Source organism: Modestobacter sp. VKM Ac-2978, from assembly GCF_026968025.1.
GTDB lineage: Bacteria > Actinomycetota > Actinomycetes > Mycobacteriales > Geodermatophilaceae > Modestobacter.
Genome location: NZ_JAPVBP010000005.1, coordinates 325,317 through 340,188, shown reverse-complemented (window position 1 = coordinate 340,188; position 14,872 = coordinate 325,317). Strand labels below are relative to the sequence as shown.

Here is a 14,872-nt window from a genome sequence, read left to right as displayed (position 1 = left end):
ATCGAGACCTGGGGGTGCGGTCAGACGACCCGCTCGAACACCGCGGCGAGCCCCTGCCCACCGCCGATGCACATCGTCTCCAGGCCGTAGCGGGCCTCCCGGCGGCGCATCTCGTGGGCGAGCGTGGCCAGGATCCGGGCGCCGGTCGCCCCCACCGGGTGCCCCAGGGAGATGCCGGACCCGTTGACGTTGACCCGGTCGCGGTCGTCCCCGCCCAGGCCCCACTCCCCCAGGCAGGCCAGCACCTGGCTGGCGAACGCCTCGTTGAGCTCGATGAGGTCCATGTCGGCCAGCGTCAGCCCGGTCTGCTCCAGCACCTTGGCCGTCGCCGGCACCGGGCCGATGCCCATGGTCTCCGGCGGCACGCCCGCCACGGCCCAGCCGGTCAGCCGGACGAACGGCTGCCAGCCACGGCGGTCGGCCTCGGCGCGGGTGGTCACCACGCAGACGGCGGCGCCGTCGTTCTGGCCGGAGGCGTTGCCGGCCGTCACCGTCGCCTCCGGGTCGACCCGGCCCATGACCGGGCGCAGGCCGGCCAGATCCTCCATCGTCGTGTCCGGGCGGGGGTGCTCGTCCTCGGTGACCGTGCGGGCCGGCGTCTTGCGGGTCCCGGGCACCTCGACGCCGATGATCTCCTCGGCGAACCGGCCCTCGCGGATGGCAGCGCCGGCAGCCTGCTGGGAGCGCAACGCCCAGGCGTCCTGCTCCAGCCGGTCGACCGAGTACTCACGGCGGACGTTCTCCGCGGTCTCCAGCATGCCGCCGGGCACGGGGTGGTGGAGGCCACCGGCGGTCTCCCGGGCACGCGCCAGCCGGTCGTGCAGCATGACGCCGTCACCCTTGGCCCCGCTGCGCAGCCCCAGTGCGTAGTGCTCGACGTTGCTCATCGACTCCACCCCACCGGCGACGACGACCTTGCCGGCGCCGGCCGCCACCTGCATCGCGGCGTAGATGATGGCCTGCAGGCCGGATCCGCAGCGCCGGTCGATCTGCAGGCCGGGCACCTGCACGCCCAGGCCGGCGTCCAGGGCGGCGATCCGGCCGATCGCCGGGTTCTCACCGCTGGGACTGCAGTTTCCGAGGATGACGTCGTCGACCTCACCCTCCCCCAGCCCGGTCCGCTCCGCCAGGCCCCGCAGCGCGGTGGCGGCGAGCTCGTTGGCGGACAGACCGGCGAAGACCCCGCCGAAGCGACCGACGGGAGTGCGGACCGGGGAACAGATGACGACGTCGTCCATGCCCCGACTCTGCCAGCTCCGCCCCGGCTCGGTGCAGTGGAGCCGACCACTGACCGGAAGCCGGCGTCGCCCGGAACGCCGACGACGCCCCTGCCGGCGGACCGGGAGGGGCGTCGTCGGAGCAGGTCAGTCGCGCGGCTTGGCCATCGCCTCGTGCGCGGAGGACTTGAGCGAGTCGGGGAGCAGCTTGTTCGCCGCGCCCTGCACCTTCGTCTTCAGCGAGGCGGCGAGCACCTTCTCCTCCCCGGCCATCAGCGCCTCGAAGCCCTGCGCGGCGACCTCGGCCGGGTCGTCCTTGGGGCCCTGGCCGATGGCGGTGTCGTCCAGGTCGGCCCGGGAGAAGAACTCGGTGTCCGTGGGGCCGGGCATCAGCGCGGTGATCGTGACGGCGGAGTCCTTGAGCTCCTGCTGCACGGCCTCGGTCAGCGACTGGACGAAGGACTTCGAGGCGTTGTAGACCGGCTGGTAGGCGCCGGGCATGGTCGCCGCGATCGAGGAGGTCACCAGCACCCGGCCCGCGTTGCGACCGGTCATCTGCACGAGCACCAGCTTCAACAGCGCGGCGGTGGAGACCACGTTGAGCTGCATGACCTCCAGGTCATCGGCCCAGTCGGTGTCGACGAACGCACCGCCGCGGCCGACGCCGGCGTTCAGCGCGGCGGCGTCCAGCGGGCGGCCGAGGCCCTGCACCCGGGTCCACAGCTGCTCGATCCCGTCGGGGGTGCGCAGGTCGGCCTGGACGGCGGTCACCTCGGCGCCCTCGGCGCGCAGCTTCGCGGCCGCCGTGTCGATCGTCGGGTCCTCGGCGTCGATCACCAGGTCGAAACCGTGCTGGGCGAACTGCTTGGCGAGCTCGTACCCGATCCCGCTGGAGGCACCGGTGACGAGGGCGAGGGGCTTGGTGTCGGTCATGCACCTCGCCCTACCCGCCCCCATGGCCGGGTTCACCCCCCGCGACCGCCTTTCCGGCCGCGGGGGCTGGTGGCCGCACCCGGGGTCAGGGAGTGCGGCCGGACCGACCCTGGCACCCCCTCCTGACAGTTCCCTGTGCACCGGCTCAGACTCGGCCCATGACCGAGGACGCGAGGCCGGCCGGGGACGCCGGCGTGATCTGTTCGGCGAAGGGCTGCCGGGAGCCGGCGACCGTCGTCCTGGTGTGGAACAACCCGAAGGTGCACACCCCCGACCGGGAGAAGACCTGGACGGCGTGCGAGGCGCACCGCGAGCAGCTCTCCCACCACCTGGCGATCCGGTCGTTCCTGCGCCGCGTCGAGCCGGTTCCCCCGCTGCGGTAGCTTCAGCGGCGCACACGGGAGCCCGGGCGCGGGCTGAGAAGGCGGACGACCACCGCCGACCGTCCACACCTGATCCGGTTCATGCCGGCGGAGGGAGCTGCTCGATGCTCGCTGCTCGATTCCACGCACCCGGTCGACCCCTGGCCCTGGACGACGTCCCGGTGCCCGAACCCGCCCCCGACGAGGTGCGGGTGCGGGTGCGCGCGGCCGGGGTCTGCGGCACCGAGCTGCACTTCACCGACGGCCTGTACGCGCCGTCCCGGACGCCGATGACGCTGGGCCACGAGGCCGCCGGCACGGTCGACGCGGTCGGGTCGGCGGTCACCGGCTGGGCCGAGGGCGACCGGGTCGCCGTCTACTACTACCTGTTCTGCGGCAGCTGCCGCTGGTGCCTGCGCGGCCGGCAGAACCTGTGCCTCACCCCGCGCGGCGTGCTCGCCTTCGCCGCGGACGGCGCCTTCGCCGAGCAGCTGGTCGTGCCGGCGCACTGCCTGGTCCGGCTGCCCGACGAGCTGCCGTTCGAGGCTGCCGCACCGCTGTGCTGCGCCGGCACCACCGCGGTGCACGCGCTCACCGAGGCCGCGGTCGAGCCCGGTGACGTGGTCGTCGTGCTCGGCGCCGGCGGCGTGGGGCTGGCCGCGGTGCAGGAGGCCCGGCGACGCGGCGGCGTGGTCGTGGCCGTCAGCCGGGACGACGCCCGCAGGTCGGCTGCCCGGTCCGCCGGGGCGGTGGCCGCGGTCGCCCCCGCCGAACTCGCCGACACCGTGGCCCGACTGTCCGGCGGGCAGGGCGCCGACGTCGTCGTGGAGCTCGCCGGCGTCACGGCGACGCTGGAGCTGGCGACGGCGGTGCTCGGTCGCCGCGGCCGGCTGGTGCTGGTCGGCTACAGCGCCGACGCCCTGACGGTGAGCCCGCTGGCGCTGGTGGTCGCCGAGCAACGGGTCATCGCCAGCGTGGGCAACACGCTGGCCGAGCTGGAGCAGGCGGTGTCCCTGGCCGCGGCCGGGCAGCTGGCGCCACCGGTGGCCGGCACGCTGCCGCTGACCCAGGTGAACGAGGCGCTGGACCGGCTGCGCGCCGGGGACGTCGCAGGGCGGCTCGTGCTCATCCCCTGACGCCCCGCAGCGGCGTGCCGGGCCGCGTGTGAGGATCGGCGCTCGTGCGACATCGCAGCAAGGACGCCCCGCTCCCCCGCGAGGTCGGTGTCCTGGCGATCGTCGCCTTCGTCGTCGCCCTCGGCTTCGGCATCGTCGCCCCGGCGATCCCGCTGTTCGTCCGCGACTACGGGGTCGGCACCACCGCCGTCGGGTTCGCCGTCAGCGCGTTCGCCTTCTTCCGGTTCATCTCCGCCTTCGCCGGGGGCTCCCTGGTCGAGCGGATCGGCGAGCGCGCCGTGCTCGCCGCCGGGCTGGCGATCGTCGCGGTCGCCACCGCCGCGGCCGCCCTGGCCGGCAACTTCCCGCTCTTCGTCGCCCTGCGCGCCGCCGGCGGGATCGGCAGCGCGATGTTCACCGTGGCCGCCCTCTCGCTGCTGCTGCGCACGGCTCCAGCGGCCCAGCGCGGCCGGGCCGCGGCCACCTACCAGGGCGGTTTCATCCTCGGCGGCATCGCCGGCCCGGCGGTCGGCGGGTTCCTCGCCGAGGTCTCCCCGCGGCTGCCGTTCTTCGTCTACGGCGGCTTCCTGCTGGTCGCGGGGGTGGTCGCGCTGGTCCTGCTGCGCCCGGCCGCGCTGCCCCCGGTCGCCGAGGCGGCGGCCGACCCGGATCCCGCCGCCGACCCGGCCCCCGCCGCTGACCAGGTGCGCGGCGGCGGCCCCTCGGCCGTGGCCGTGCCCCCCGCGGGCGCCGACGGTGGCGGGCTGCGCGCGGCGCTGCGGTCCCGGGCCTACGTCGCGGCGCTGGTCGCCAACCTGGGCGTGGGCTGGGTGCTGTTCGGCGTCCGCAACTCCCTGGTGCCGCTGTACGTGACCGAGGAGCTGGGCAAGACGGTGGCCTGGGCCGGCGCCGGGCTGCTGGCCGGGTCGGTGGCGCAGGCGATCGGGCTGCTGCGGGCCGGCCGGCTGGCGGACAGCTGGGGCCGCCGTCCCTCGCTGCTGCTCGGTTCGGGGCTGGCCACCGCGGCGATCGCCGTCCTGGTGCTGCCGCCGACCACCGCGGCGTTCCTGCTCTCGATGGCCACCTTCGGGCTGGGCGCCTCACTGCTGGCCAGCGTGCCGGCCGCGGTGGTCGGCGACGTCAGCCCGGCTCGGGGCGGCCGGGTGGTGGCGGTGTTCCAGATGGTCGCCGACCTGGGCGCGGTGGCCGGGCCGCTGGTCGCCGGCTGGCTCACCGACGCCTTCTCCTACCAGGTCGCCTTCGCGGTCAGTGCCGCCGTCCTGGGTGCGGCGATGCTCGCTGCGCTGGCGATGCCGCGGGACCGTCCCGCCAGCTGAGTCGGCAGGCCGGTCAGAGCCAGGGCGCCAGCGTCGGCAGCGGACCGTCGGCCTGCAGCTCCTCCCCCGCACCGCGGCCGGTGACCCACGCCGCGACCGCCGGCAGCGGACCGGCGACGGCCAGGGTGCCGGTGCCCCACTCCCGGTCACCGGCGAACAGCGCGACGTCGGGCACGGAGTCGCGGCGGTCCCACATCCGGAAGACGTCGTCGACGAGCGCGGCCAGGACGTCGTCCGGGAGATCGGTGAAGGCGACGCCCTCGTCCAGGTCGACCGCGTGCACCCACACCTCCCGACAGCGCATCCAGGGCACCTCCGCGGCCGGCACCTGGCGCCCCTGCGCGGTGCGTACCTGGGCTGTCCACGCCTCCTCGGGCAGGCCACGGACCGCGGCGGCCAGCCGGCCGGTCGCCGCGACCACGGCAGCGCGCAGCTCGGGGGCCGGCAGCTGCGCCGCCTCGTAGATCTGGGCGTCTCGCGCCTCCATCGAGGGGTACATCGGCGTCTCCACCCCGGTGCGCGCCCAGGTCAGCAGGTTCACCAGCGCGTCGGCGTTGGCCGCCAGGTGCGCCAGGAGGTGCCGCCGCGACCAGCCGGTGAGCAGGGACGGCGCGTCGAGCTCCTCGTCGGTCAGCCGGCCCAGCGCCGTCCCGAGGAGCCGTTCGCCGTCCTCCCACCAGCCGAGCGTCTCGACCGGCGCGGTCATCGACGGGTTCCGGGCTCGTGCGCGGGCGCGGTCATGACGTCACCCTGCCGCGCCGAGCGCCGGTGTGCCAGAGCTGGCGGTCGGGACTACCGCCGTTCACCTGCACCCGGTTGGATGGAGGCGCCATCGGGGGCCTGCCCACCGGGGCGGTCACCTCGACGGCGCCGACCGGAGGTGCTGTGCCCGCGCGACCCGTCCTGCTCACCGTCGACGACGACCGGGCGGTCAGCCGCGCCGTCGCCCGCGACCTGCGACGCCACTACGGCGACCGCTACCGGATCGTCCGCGCCGAGAGCGGCCGCGACGCACTCGCCGTGCTGCGTGAGCTGACCGCGCGCGGAGAGGCCACCGCCCTGCTCCTCGCCGACCACCGGATGCCCGGGATGACCGGCGTGGAGTTCCTGGAGCAGGCGATGGACCTGGCGCCGACCGCCAAGCGGGTGCTGCTCACTGCCTACGCCGACACCGACGCCGCGATCCGGGCGATCAACGACGTCGACCTGGACCACTACCTGCTCAAGCCCTGGGACCCGCCGGAGGAGCTGCTCTACCCGGTGCTCGACGAGCTGCTCGAGGACTGGGCCCGCACCGCCCGGGCGCCGTTCGAGGGCATCACGCTGCTGGGCCACCAGTGGTCGGCGGAGACCCAGCAGCTCAAGGAGTTCCTGGCCCGCAACCAGGTGCCCTACCGGCACCTGCAGGGCGAGGACGCCGCCGGCATCCGCACCGCCGCGGACCTGGCGGACGACGCGACGCTGCCGGCCCTGCTCTTCCCCGAGGGCACCGTGCTCCGCCGGCCCACCCTGCAGCAGGTCGCGCAGCAGGTCGGGCTGGCCACGACCGCCGGCAGCCCGTTCTACGACGTCGTGGTGGTGGGCGGCGGGCCGGCCGGGCTGGGCGCAGCGGTGTACGCGGCCAGCGAGGGGCTGCGCACCCTGCTCGTCGAGCGCACGGCCACCGGCGGGCAGGCCGGCCAGAGCAGCCGGATCGAGAACTACCTCGGCTTCCCGCTGGGGGTGTCGGGCAGCGAGCTCGCCCAGCGGGCCCGCGACCAGGCCGTGCGGTTCGGCGTCGAACTGCTCACCGCCGCCGAGGTCGTGCAGATCGCACCCAAGGGCGACGGCCGGGCGCTGCTCTTCGCCGACGGCAGCCAGGTCGCCGCGCACGCCGTCGTGCTGGCCACCGGCGTCTCCTGGCGGCTGCTACCGGCCGAGGGCGCCGCCGACCTCACCGGCCGCGGCGTCTACTACGGCGCCGTCGCCCACCAGGCCGCCGACTGCGCCGGCGAGGAGGTCTTCGTCGTCGGCGCGGCCAACTCCGCCGGCCAGGCCGCGCTGCACTTCGCCCGCTTCGCCAGCAAGGTGGTGGTGCTCTGCCGGGGCACCGACATCCGGCAGAGCATGTCCGAGTACCTGGTCGCCCGGATCGAGGCCGACCCGCTGATCGAGGTGCGCACCTGCACCCAGGTACAGGCCGTGGAGGGCGCCGACCACCTCGAGCGCCTGGTGCTCGCCGACTCCCGTACCGGTGCGACCGAGGTCGTCCCGGCGTCCCGGCTGTTCGTGTTCATCGGCGCCTCGCCGCCCACCGAGTGGCTGGGCGAGGCGTTCCTGCGCGACGAACGCGGCTTCCTGCGCACCGGGCCGGCGCTGCTGGACGAGGCGGGCCGCCCGCCGCGGGACTGGCCGCTCACCCGGGCCCCGTACCACCTGGAGTGCTCCGTCCCCGGCGTGTTCGTGGCCGGCGACGTCCGCGCCGAGTCGGTGAAGCGGGTCGCCTCCGCCGTCGGCGAGGGCGCGATGGCCGTCACCCTCGTGCACCGCTACCTGGAGGCGAACTGAGATGACCGCGAGCCACGGGCCCTCCTCGGGGGTCGACCTCGCCGAGGTGCGCAGCCTGTTCCTGTTCGCCGAGCTCGAGGACGTCGACCAGCGCTGGGTGGCCGAGCGCAGCGACGTGCGGGTGTACGACGCCGACGTCGTCGTCTTCGCCGAGGGACAGCCCTCCGACGCGCTGTACGTGCTGCTGGAGGGTGGGCTGCTGCTGTCCAAGCACACCGACGGCGAGGACGTCGTCCTCAACGACACGACGCACCGCGGTGCCTACGCCGGCGCCGTCCGGGCGTTCACCCAGAGCCGTGACCCGAACTTCCAGACCACGCTGCGGACCACCCGGCCCAGCCGGTTCCTGCGGTTGCCGGCCGAGGACTTCGCCGCGCTGGTGCACCGGCTGTGCCCGATGGCGGTGCACCTGCTCGACGGCCTGTACGAGGGCATCCGGATGACCGAGTCGACGATGCGCCAGCGCGAGCACCTGGTGCAGCTGGGGGCGCTGTCGGCCAACCTCGCCCACGAGCTGAACAACCCGGCAGCGGCCGCGGTGCGGGCCACCGAGCAGCTGCGCTCCCGGGTGGCCGGCATGCGCCGGAAGCTCGGCCTGCTGTCGGAGGCCGGGCTCTCCCCCGAGCTGGTCGGCCGGCTGATCAAGACGCAGGAGATGTCCGTCGAGCGGGCGCTCAAGCCGCACGCCGATCTGACCGCGCTCCAGGAGAGCGACCTCGAGGACGCGATCGCCGACCGGCTGGAGGAGATCGGCGTCGAGCAGGCGCTGGAGCTCGCGCCGGTGTTCGCCGGCTCCGGCATGGACGCACAGTGGGTGGACGACGTCGTGGAGCAGGTCGACTGCGGGCTGGAGTGGGACGCCGCGTTCGGCTGGCTGCGCTACACCCTGGAGACCGAGGCGCTGATGGACGAGATCGAGGAGGCCACCACCCGCATCTCCTCCCTCGTCGGCGCGGTGAAGCAGTACTCGCACCTGGACCAGGCCCGGCACTCCGACGTCGACGTCAAGCCCGGGCTGGAGAGCACGCTGGTGATGCTGGCCCGCAAGCTCACCGGCATCGAGGTGCACCGCCACTACGCCGCCGACTTGCCCCTGGTGCCCGGCTACCCGGCCGAGCTGAACCAGGTCTGGACCAACCTGATCGACAACGCCGCCGACGCGATGGACGGGTCCGGGGTGCTGACCCTGCGCACCCGGGCCGACCAGCACGCGGTGTTCGTGGAGGTCACCGACGACGGCCCGGGGGTGCCGGAGGCGGTGCGCCAGGACCTGTTCGAGCCGTTCGTGACCACCAAGCGGGCCGGCGACGGGAGCGGGCTCGGCCTGGACAACGCGAGGCGGATCATCGAGCGGCGGCACGGCGGTTCGCTGACGTACACGACCGGTCCGGAGGGGACGACGTTCTGCGTCCGGCTGCCGCTGAGCCGGACGCACTGACCCGCCATGTCCTGGCGGGTGGACGGGGACGCCGTCTGTCGGCATGCCGAGGGGCTGCCGGCCGCACCCGGCCCGGCCGAGGCGTGCGCGGACTGCCTCCGGGACGGCGGGCAATGGGTGCACCTGCGGCGCTGCCTGAGCTGTGACCACGTGGCCTGCTGCGACTCCTCGCCGAGCCGGCACGCCACCGCTCACGCGACCGCGACCGGGCACCCAGTGGTCGCCTCCGCCGAGCCCCGCGAGCACTGGGCCTGGTGCTACCCCGACCAGGCCCTCCTGCTCCCCCAGCGGTGACCCCGCGCCGGAGGGCGGACCGTCAGCCCTTCACATAGGGGATCGTCTGCGGGCCCTCCGGGAGCACGCAGACCCGCGCGCCGGGGCCCGCCTCCGCGACCGCCTCGGCGACGGTGGCCGCGATGTCGGTCGTCTGCGCCAGGTGCGCCTCGGCGAGCTGGGCGTCGGTGAGGTGGTCGGTGTGCATCACGACCCGGTGCGCGGACTGGATCCGCGCCTGGATCTGCACCTGCCACTGGTCGGGCACAGTCTGCTCCCGCGCGGAGATCAGCTCCAGCAGCGCCTCCGGTGACGCCGCCGAGGTGAGCACCTCCCGGTAGGAGCCGTGGTCGGGGAAGCCGTCCTCGCAGGCGGCGGCGCAGACGATCAGCCCGTCGGGCCGGGTGACCTGCGCGGCCGCGGACATGCCCTTCACCGACTGGTAGAGGTTCTGGTCCAGCGGGAAGCCCGAGCCGGTGGTGACGACGACGTCGAACGGCGCGTCCACCGGTGCCATCGCCACCTCGCGGGCCCGCTCGATCGCCACCGCGTGCATCTGGAGGGTGTCCCCGCCGAACGCGGCGATGACCTCCTGCCGGGTGTTGAGCACGACGTCGAAGGAGTAGGTGACGTCCGTGGCCGCCGTGATCGCCCGGACGTCGTCGTGCACCGGGTTGCCCTGGGTGACGCCCCACGTCGCCCGCGGGTCGCCGATCCGCTTCGCGTCGTGCAGCACCAGCACCGTGTCCAGCGCGGCCAGGCCGGGGGCGACCATCTTCGGTCCACCGGAGAAGCCGGCGAAGAAGTGCGGCTCGACGAAGCCGGTGGTGATCCGGACGTCGGCGTCCACCCACTGCTCGTTGAGCCAGACCGGGACCCCGTCGCCGAAGGTGCCCATCCAGCGGTGGGTGTCGCTCGCCCGCGAGTCGTGGTTGACGATCCGCACGGTATCCACGACCTCGTCGCCGAACATCGCGCGCAGCTCGGCGTCGGTGTTGGCCCGGTGGGTGCCGGTGGCGACCAGGACGACGACGTCCTCCAGTCGCACGATGCCGTCCAGCTCCTCGAGCACCGCCGGGATCATCAGGTGCCGGGGCTGGGCGCGGGTGCCGTCGCAGGCCGAGATCGCCACCGTCTGCCCCGGCCGCACCCGCTCGCGCAGCGGCGCACCGCCCACCGGCTCCCGCAGTGCCCGGCGGAGCTCAGCGGCGACGTCGGGGGCGGCCGCGTGCTCGACCGGGGTGATCACCGCCGCGTCGTCCGGCAGCTCGACGGTCAGTCCTGTGCGCCCGTAGGCGAGCCTCACCTGCTGCACGTCGGCCTCCTCGCCGTCGACTTGCCCCATCAGACCACTGCCGCCCGACAACGGCCTGGCCGAGCGGGCGCGCTCGCCCACCGTCCGCCCGGTGGAGCCGCGGCCGGCGGTGCAGAGCGGCGAGACGCTGTCCTCAGCCGCCGACCGGCGCTGCCGGGTGACCGGCCACCCACGGTGGTGGGCGCATCGCGGTGGCTCCGCCGTCGACGGTGAAGGTGGCGCCGGTGACGTAGCTCGATGCCGGGGAGGCCAGGAACAGTGCCAGCCCCTGCAGCTCCGCCGGCTCACCCAGCCGCCCGACCAGCGTGGTGGCGGCGAACTGCTCGGCCACGCCGGGCTCCCGGATCCGGCCGTCGGCGATCTCGGTGCGGAACGAGCCCGGGGAGATCGCGTTCACGAGGATGCCGCGCCGGCCGAGGTCCGCGGCGGCCTGGCGCACCAGGGCGAGCACCGCGGCCTTGGACGCGGCGTAGGCGTAGCCGACCATCGGGTCGCCGCCCAGCCCGGCCACCGAGGAGGTGACCACCACCCGGCCGCGGCCGTCCGGGGTCACGTGCCGGGCGGCCGCCTGCAGCGTGGCGAACACCCCGCCGAGGTTCACGTCCAGCACCCGGTCCCAGCGCGCCCGGTCGACCGCGGTCAGCTGCCCGGTCTCCGACGTCGGCCCGGGCCCGGCGGAGATCCCGGCGTTGGCGAACACGACGTGCAGCCCGCCGTGCGCCTCCGCCGCCTCGCGGAGCAGGTCGTCGACGGCGTCCGGGTCGGCGACGTCGACCACCTGGCTGCGCACTGTCGTCCCGCGGTCGGCCAGCTCGCCGGTCGCGCGGTCCAGCCGCTCGGCGTCCCGGTCGGCGAGGGTCACCCGGGCACCGGCGCAGGCCAGCACCTCGGCGATGGCGAACCCGAGGCCGCTGGCCGCGCCGGTCACCACCACCCCCAGCCCGCGCACGTCGAACAGCCGGTCCAGCACCGCTGCGCGCTGGTCGTCCACTCAGACCACCTGGACCGTCATCGAGCCGATCCGGCTGATGCTCATCTCGAGCTTCTCGCCTGCGGTGATCGGGCCGACCCCGGGCGGTGCGCCGGTGAACAGCACGTCGCCGGGGTTCAAGGTCATGATCGTCGAGGCGTAGGCGACGATCTGTGGCACCGGCGTGACCAGGTCGGCGGTGGTCACCGACTGGCGTACGTCGCCGCCGGAGGTCAGCAGGATGTCCAGGTCGCCGCCGTCGCCGGCCTCGTCACGGGTCACGATCCACGGCCCCAGCGGGCTGAACGAGTCGTAGGACTTCCGCTTGGAGCGGTCGGCGGCCGACCGCACGGTGATGTCCAGACCCGCGGTGAAGCCGAGGACGGCGTCCATCGCCCGCTCCAGCGGGATGTCGCGGCCGCCGCTGCCGATGACGATGACCAGCTCCGACTCGTGGTGCACCTCGTGCCCGGCCGCCACGACCTCCGGCGGCAGCACGATGTCGGCGCCCGGCCCGACGATCGACGACGGCGCCTTGAGGAAGACGTCGAACTCCATCATCCAGGGCTCGACCTTGCCCAGCGTGCGCTCCTGGACGCCGTGCATCTCCTCGACGTGCGCGCCGTAGTTGCTCGCCGCCGCCACGATCTTCGTCGGTCCCAGCACCGGGGCGCGCAACGTGACCTCGTCGACCGGGCGTGGGGTGCCGGCGGCGGCGGCCGCTTCCAGCGCCGGCCGCACCGCGTCCAGGTCCCGGCACAGCGCCCGCCACCAGCCCGCGGTGAGCGGGTCGGGGTCGTGCGGCCAGGGCAGCGCGCCGGTGACGTCGACGACCCGGTCGCCGTCCGCGCCGGTGGTGACGATGCCGAGGCGGGCGGGGCCGTCGGCGGAGTCGAACAGGGCCAGCTTCATCGCGTACTCCTCGGGGTCAGCGGGCGGTGAAGGTGCGGGTGACGGCCTGCGGCTCGGCGAGGACCTCGGCGCGCGCGATGCCGAGGGCCCGGAGCACCGGCTCGTCGGAGACGACGAACAGGTCGGCCTGTTCGTCGGCGGCGTGCTCCACCGCCGCCCAGGACGGGACGACGAACATGTCACCGGGGCCCCAGTCGAACCGCTGGCCGTCGATGACGCTGGAGCCGGTGCCGGTGAAGACGACGTAGATCGCGTTGCCGGCGCGGCGCACGGCAGCCGTGCGGCGGCCGGCGCGTACCCGGTGCACCGCGCACGCCATCGTCGGCAGCACGCTCGCACCTGTCTCCGGGTCGACGTACTGGACCGCGAGCAGCGGGTCGTCGGAGGCCGCCGCGAGGCGGTCGAGCTCGGCGCTGGTGTCGACCCACCGGTAGTTGAGCAGCCGGGAGTGCCGTGGGCTCAGCTGCTCGGCGACGGCACCGGAGACGTACCGCGTGCCGCCGGCGTACCGGCGCTCGGAGACGTTGTGCTCGGCAGGCTCGGGCTGCGACTCCCCCGGCCCCGGGTACTCCTCGAAGAAGACGCCGTCCAACGCGGCCACCATCGGCAGGTCCAGGCCGTCGAACCAGAACATCTCACCGTCGACGCTGCTGGTGTGGTCGTGCCAGTTCATCGACGGTGTGAGCACCAGGTCGCCGGGGCGCATGTCGCAGGCGTCGCCGTCGACCGTCGTCCAGACACCCTCCCCCTCGAGCACGAAGCGGATGGCGCCCGGGGTGTGCCGGTGCGCCGGGGCGACCTCGCGCGGCCCGAGGCACTGCAGCGCACCCCACAGCGTGCCGACGGCGTACGGCCGGCCGCCCAGCCCGGGGTTCTGCAGGCTGAGCACCCGCCGCTCGCCGCCGCGCTCGACGGGCACCAGCTCGATGGCCCGGCGGGCCAGTGGCTTCATCGTCGCCGCCGACCACAACCACGGCACGGCGGCCGGCCGCGGGGTCGGGGTCAGCAACTGCTCGGTGATCGTCCAGAGCGGGCGGAGGTCGACCGCGGCGAGGTCGCGGTACAGCTCCTGCAGGTCCGCCTGGTCGCCGAACTCCTGCGCCGGCGCGGCATGGGTGTCGATGCTCATGGTGAGAACTCCTTCGGTCTCGGGTCGGGCGGCACGGACCCAGCGGTCACTTGAGCGAGAAGTGCACCCACCGCTTGCCGTCGGCGAGGCCGGCCAGCTCCCGGCCGGCGGACTGCATGATCATCGGCGAGGACGAGATGTGCTGGGTCCCGCCGTGGACGTCGCGGAACAGCCGCTGGATGGTCCCGGAGCGCAGCGCGCCGGTGCCGCCGGACTTGTAGACGAACTCCGCGATCGCGTGCGTGCTCCAGGTGGCGTTGTTCAGCGCGGCCCGGTTGAGCGTCTCCAGCCGCAGCGGGAGGGCGTCGCCGGCGGCCAGCACCGCCTCGATCTCCTCCCAGACCTCGTAGAGCAGGGCCTGGGCGGCGCGCAGCCGGACCTCGGCTGCGGCGTACTGCTCGGCGAAGCTGTCGCTGCTGGCCTGCCCACCGGGCTGCCCGGCCTTGGCGCGCACCACGGCCGCGAGCTCGTCGAGCAGCCGGCGGCCCACCCCCAGCGCCCAGGCGCCGTGGTTGAGGCTGGCGAAGTTGCCGATGCCGATCCGGTAGAGATCGCCCCCGGTCACCGGCTCGGTGCTCAGGCTCGGGTAGCTGTGGCTGGCCGGCACGAAGACGTCGGACAGCGTGTAGTCGATGCTGCCGGTGCCGCGCAGCCCCAGGACGTCCCAGTTCTCGATGAAGGTGACCTGCTCGACCGGGACGATGAAGAACCGGGACTCCCCGGTCGCCGTGTCCGCCGCGGCGGTGTGCAGGTGGGTCGCGTGCTTGATGCCGGAGGCGAAGGCCCACTCCCCGCTGAGCAGGTGACCGCCGTCGACCGGCACCGCCCGCCCGGGGCGGGTCCCCTGACCGGCGATGCCCAGCCGGGGCGTGGCGAACAGCTCCTCGGCGGTGTCCCGGTCGAAGAAGGCCCCGGCCAGGCCGGTGGCCAGACCCAGCGCCATGGTGACCCAGCCGGTGGAGGGGTCGGCGTAGGACAACGTGCGGAAGAGGTCCATCGACTGCCGCGGGCTCATCTCCGCCCCGCCCAGCCCGCGGGGGGTGAAGACCGAGATGGCCCCGCTGGCGTACAGCGCCTCGACGACCGGCTCAGCGATCCGCCCGGCCCGGTCGTTCTCCGGTCCGTGCGCGTCGACCAGGTCGTGCAGCGCTGCGGCATCGTGCAGGACCGCGCCGGCGTCGAACCCCGTGACCGAGGTAGTCCGGTCCACTTCTACGGTCGTCATGCTCAGCTCCTACGTCATCGTGGGAAACGCCGACTGCGCCGCCGTCGTCCTGAACCTAGGCGATCCATGACGCATTCTCGATGCCCGAGTGATGAGCAC

At 74.4% G+C, this 14,872-nt stretch carries 14 protein-coding genes and 1 riboswitch; of the genes, 6 read left to right on the top strand and 8 right to left on the bottom strand.

Going from position 1 to position 14,872, the window contains the following annotated elements; translation table 11 throughout:
- Positions 1-20 precede the first annotated feature (20 nt).
- Positions 21-1,238: an acetyl-CoA C-acetyltransferase gene (locus O2W53_RS14740; protein WP_269163802.1), complete on the bottom strand. Its 1,218-nt coding sequence runs from the start codon at positions 1,236-1,238 to the stop codon at positions 21-23.
- A gap of 126 nt (positions 1,239-1,364) precedes the next feature.
- Positions 1,365-2,150: an SDR family NAD(P)-dependent oxidoreductase gene (locus tag O2W53_RS14735; protein ID WP_269163801.1), complete on the bottom strand. Its 786-nt coding sequence runs from the start codon at positions 2,148-2,150 to the stop codon at positions 1,365-1,367.
- A gap of 158 nt (positions 2,151-2,308) precedes the next feature.
- On the opposite strand from O2W53_RS14735, the gene O2W53_RS14730 reads away from it, so the two are divergent.
- From O2W53_RS14730 to O2W53_RS14720, 3 genes are all read left to right on the top strand, one after another.
- Positions 2,309-2,533, top strand: coding sequence for a hypothetical protein (locus O2W53_RS14730; RefSeq protein ID WP_269163800.1), 225 nt, complete (start codon positions 2,309-2,311; stop codon positions 2,531-2,533).
- 4 nt (positions 2,534-2,537) lie between these two features.
- A riboswitch (TPP riboswitch) is annotated at positions 2,538-2,647 on the top strand.
- Positions 2,638-3,648: an alcohol dehydrogenase catalytic domain-containing protein gene (locus O2W53_RS14725; protein WP_269163799.1), complete on the top strand. Its 1,011-nt coding sequence runs from the start codon at positions 2,638-2,640 to the stop codon at positions 3,646-3,648. (Overlaps the previous riboswitch by 10 nt.)
- Positions 3,649-3,692: 44 nt before the next feature.
- Positions 3,693-4,964 carry an MFS transporter gene (locus O2W53_RS14720; RefSeq protein WP_269163798.1) on the top strand — a complete coding sequence of 424 codons (1,272 nt, stop codon included), beginning with the start codon at positions 3,693-3,695 and terminating at the stop codon, positions 4,962-4,964.
- Positions 4,965-4,977: 13 nt separating this feature from the next.
- Here the strand turns inward: O2W53_RS14720 and O2W53_RS14715 are convergent, their stop codons facing one another.
- The gene (locus tag O2W53_RS14715; RefSeq protein ID WP_269163797.1) at positions 4,978-5,670 is read right to left on the bottom strand and encodes a maleylpyruvate isomerase family mycothiol-dependent enzyme; all 693 of its coding nucleotides are present in this window, start codon (positions 5,668-5,670) and stop codon (positions 4,978-4,980) included.
- Between the two features lie 179 nt (positions 5,671-5,849).
- Between O2W53_RS14715 and O2W53_RS14710 the strand changes: the two genes are divergently transcribed.
- From O2W53_RS14710 to O2W53_RS14700, 3 genes are read left to right on the top strand one after another with little or no spacing between them, the layout of a single operon-like run.
- Positions 5,850-7,511 (top strand): FAD-dependent oxidoreductase, encoded by a 1,662-nt coding sequence (locus O2W53_RS14710; protein WP_269163796.1) that lies wholly within the window; start codon positions 5,850-5,852, stop codon positions 7,509-7,511.
- A 1-nt stretch (position 7,512) separates the two neighbouring features.
- Entirely contained in the window at positions 7,513-8,949 is a 1,437-nt protein-coding gene (locus O2W53_RS14705; protein WP_269163795.1) for an ATP-binding protein, read from the top strand.
- 6 nt (positions 8,950-8,955) lie between these two features.
- A complete protein-coding gene (locus O2W53_RS14700) occupies positions 8,956-9,243 on the top strand; it encodes a UBP-type zinc finger domain-containing protein (RefSeq protein WP_269163793.1) in 288 nt (95 codons plus the stop codon).
- A gap of 22 nt (positions 9,244-9,265) precedes the next feature.
- Here O2W53_RS14700 and larA read toward each other — a convergent pair whose 3' ends face one another.
- The 5 genes from larA to O2W53_RS14675 all read right to left on the bottom strand — a co-directional run bounded on the left by larA (position 9,266) and on the right by O2W53_RS14675 (position 14,773).
- Complete coding sequence (gene larA, locus O2W53_RS14695) at positions 9,266-10,537, bottom strand: nickel-dependent lactate racemase (RefSeq protein ID WP_269163792.1); 1,272 nt, start codon at positions 10,535-10,537, stop codon at positions 9,266-9,268.
- Positions 10,538-10,670: 133 nt separating this feature from the next.
- On the bottom strand, positions 10,671-11,528 hold the full coding sequence (locus tag O2W53_RS14690; RefSeq protein WP_269163791.1) for an SDR family NAD(P)-dependent oxidoreductase: 858 nt from the start codon (positions 11,526-11,528) through the stop codon (positions 10,671-10,673).
- The gene (locus O2W53_RS14685) at positions 11,529-12,419 is read right to left on the bottom strand and encodes a fumarylacetoacetate hydrolase family protein (protein ID WP_269163790.1); all 891 of its coding nucleotides are present in this window, start codon (positions 12,417-12,419) and stop codon (positions 11,529-11,531) included.
- Positions 12,420-12,435: 16 nt separating this feature from the next.
- A complete protein-coding gene (locus O2W53_RS14680; protein WP_269163789.1) occupies positions 12,436-13,548 on the bottom strand; it encodes a cupin domain-containing protein in 1,113 nt (370 codons plus the stop codon).
- 46 nt (positions 13,549-13,594) lie between these two features.
- Entirely contained in the window at positions 13,595-14,773 is a 1,179-nt protein-coding gene (locus O2W53_RS14675) for an acyl-CoA dehydrogenase family protein (RefSeq protein ID WP_269163788.1), read from the bottom strand.
- Positions 14,774-14,872 lie beyond the last annotated feature (99 nt).